Consider the following 2,304-nt stretch of genomic DNA (forward strand, 5'->3'; position numbering starts at 1 on the left):
CCGACAGCCACGACGCGCTGGCGGTGGCGGTCACCGCCACGCCGCAGCTGACCACCACCGGCACGCCGGCCACGCCGCCCGAACTGACACTGGACGTGCAGTACGGCGACGGCGTCCGCGGCCGGCGCGGGCTGCCGCCGCGCGCACGGCTGCAGACGTGGCTGCGCTCGGCACTGTTCGCCGATGCCCAGCTGACCGTGCGCTTCGTCGACGAGGACGAGGGCCGCGCGCTGAACCGGGGCTTCCGCGGCAAGGACTACGCGACCAACGTGCTGACCTTCGCCTATGCCGAGCACGACGACGATCCGGTCACCGCCGACATCGTGCTGTGCTGCCCGGTGGTCGAGCGCGAGGCGCGCGAACAGCGCAAGCCGCTCGAGGCGCATTACGCGCATCTGCTGGTGCACGGCGCGCTGCACGCGCAGGGCTACGAGCACGAGGACGACGCCGAGGCCGAGGAGATGGAGGCCATCGAGACCGAGACGCTGCTGGCGCTGGGGTTTGCCGACCCGTACCGCGACGACGGCGGGCCGCGGCTGGGGCACTGAACGATCGGCGAGGGGATTGGCGGGCGGCCCCGCTTGCCCTCTCCCCCGGCCCCTCTCCCGCAAGCGGACGAGGGGAGAAACCAGCCAGTGCGACCTCGGCGCCGCATCGGACCCGGTTGGTGGCTCCGGCCGCCGGCCACCCGGCCGGAACCGAAAAACAATTGGTGTATGCTTGCTCCGGTATCCACCACGCGCACCTTGCGCCATGAACGACCCTTACCCTAGTTCGAAACCAGTCGACCGGCCCCGGTCCCTGCTCGAACGACTGAGCGATCTGATTTCTCCCGAGCCCGAATCGCGGGCCGAATTGCTCGAAGTCCTCCAGGATGCCCACGCCCGCAATCTGATCGACGCGGAGTCGCTGTCGATGATCGAAGGCGTGTTCCAGGTCTCGGAATTGACCGCGCGCGACATCATGGTGCCTCGCGCCCAGATGGACGCGGTCAATATCGCCGACGCGCCGGAAGCCTTCATTCCCTTCATGCAGGAGACCGCGCACTCGCGCTTTCCGGTCTACGAAGGCAGCCGCGACAACATCATCGGCATCCTGCTCGCCAAGGACCTGCTGCGCTACTACACCGACAGCGAGTTCGACCTGCGCGAGATGCTGCGGCCCGCGGTGTTCATCCCCGAGTCCAAGCGCCTGAACATCCTGCTGCGCGAATTCCGCAACAACCGCAATCACATCGCGATCGTGGTCGACGAGTACGGCGGTGTCGCCGGGCTGGTCACGATCGAGGACGTGCTGGAACAGATCGTCGGCGACATCGAGGACGAATTCGATCTCGACGAGGATGACGACAATATCGTGCCGCTGCCCGACGGCAGCTGGCGCGTGCACGGGCTGACCGAAATCGAGCAGTTCAACGAGGCCTTCGGCACCCAGTTTCCCGACGACGACGTCGATACGGTCGGCGGCCTGCTGACCAACCACGTCGGCCACGTGCCGCACCGCGGGGAAATCATCACGCTGCCGCCGCTTCGCTTCGAAGTGCTGCGCGCCGACGCGCGCCAGCTGCATCTGCTGCTGGTCCGGCGCGAAGCCCCCGCGGTCACCGACGCCGTGGCCAACGCATGAAGCGGCTGGCGCAGGGCTGGAACGGCGCCGCCGCCGCCGAACTCGATACACCACTGACCGACACCCGCCGCGGCCGCGCGCGCTGGGGCCGCCTGCTGCTGGCCGGCGTGCTTGGCGTCGCCCATACCCAGGCCTTCGCGCCGCGCGACTGGTGGTGGCTGCAGCTGCTGGCGCTGGCGGGACTGGCCGCGCTGCTGTTCGATACCCGCCGCGTCCGCGATGCCGCCGCGCTGGGCTACGCCTTCGGACTGGGCTGGTTCCTGTCCGGCATCTGGTGGCTCTATATCAGCATGCATGTCTACGGCGAGATGCCGGCCTGGATGGCCGCGCTCGCGGTGCTGCTGTTCTCCGGCTACCTGGCGCTCTATCCCGCGCTGGCGGCCGCCGCCTGGCATCGCGCCACCGCGCCGCGGCGCTTCGCTTCGGCCGCTTCGGGCAGTTGCGCCGGCTGGTTTGGCCTGGTGGCCGCGCCGCTGGCGTTCGGCGCCGCCTGGGGCCTGACCGAATGGCTGCGCGGCGTGATCTTCACCGGTTTCCCGTGGCTGGGCAGCGGCTATGCGCATACCGACGGACCGCTGGCCGGCTACGCGCCGCTGCTGGGCGTCTACGGCATCGGCGCGCTGGCCGCGCTGTGCGCGGCCTGGCTGGCGGCGCTGGCGCGCGTCGTCCGACCGGCAT

The 2,304-nt window shown here is 69.8% G+C and carries 2 protein-coding genes and 1 pseudogene; all 3 read left to right on the top strand.

Annotation, left to right across the window (positions count from 1 at the left end; all coding sequences use genetic code 11):
- Positions 1-548 (top strand): rRNA maturation RNase YbeY (gene ybeY, locus B551_RS16535; protein WP_023264585.1); only part of this gene is annotated, 548 nt, incomplete at its 5' end.
- 205 nt (positions 549-753) lie between these two features.
- On the top strand, positions 754-1,626 hold the full coding sequence (locus B551_RS16540; protein WP_043440367.1) for an HlyC/CorC family transporter: 873 nt from the start codon (positions 754-756) through the stop codon (positions 1,624-1,626).
- Positions 1,623-2,304: pseudogene (locus B551_RS16545) on the top strand (apolipoprotein N-acyltransferase); the annotation flags it as partial. The gene B551_RS16540 and the pseudogene B551_RS16545, both read left to right, overlap by 4 nt.

Origin of the sequence: Cupriavidus sp. HPC(L) (assembly GCF_000307735.3) — a bacterium.
Lineage (GTDB): Bacteria > Pseudomonadota > Gammaproteobacteria > Burkholderiales > Burkholderiaceae > Cupriavidus.

What these genes read in the sequence shown, in the direction of transcription:
- B551_RS16540 (WP_043440367.1), top strand. Translation starts at nt 754, where the DNA reads ATGAACGACCCTTACCCTAGTTCGAAACCAGTCGACCGGCCCCGGTCC.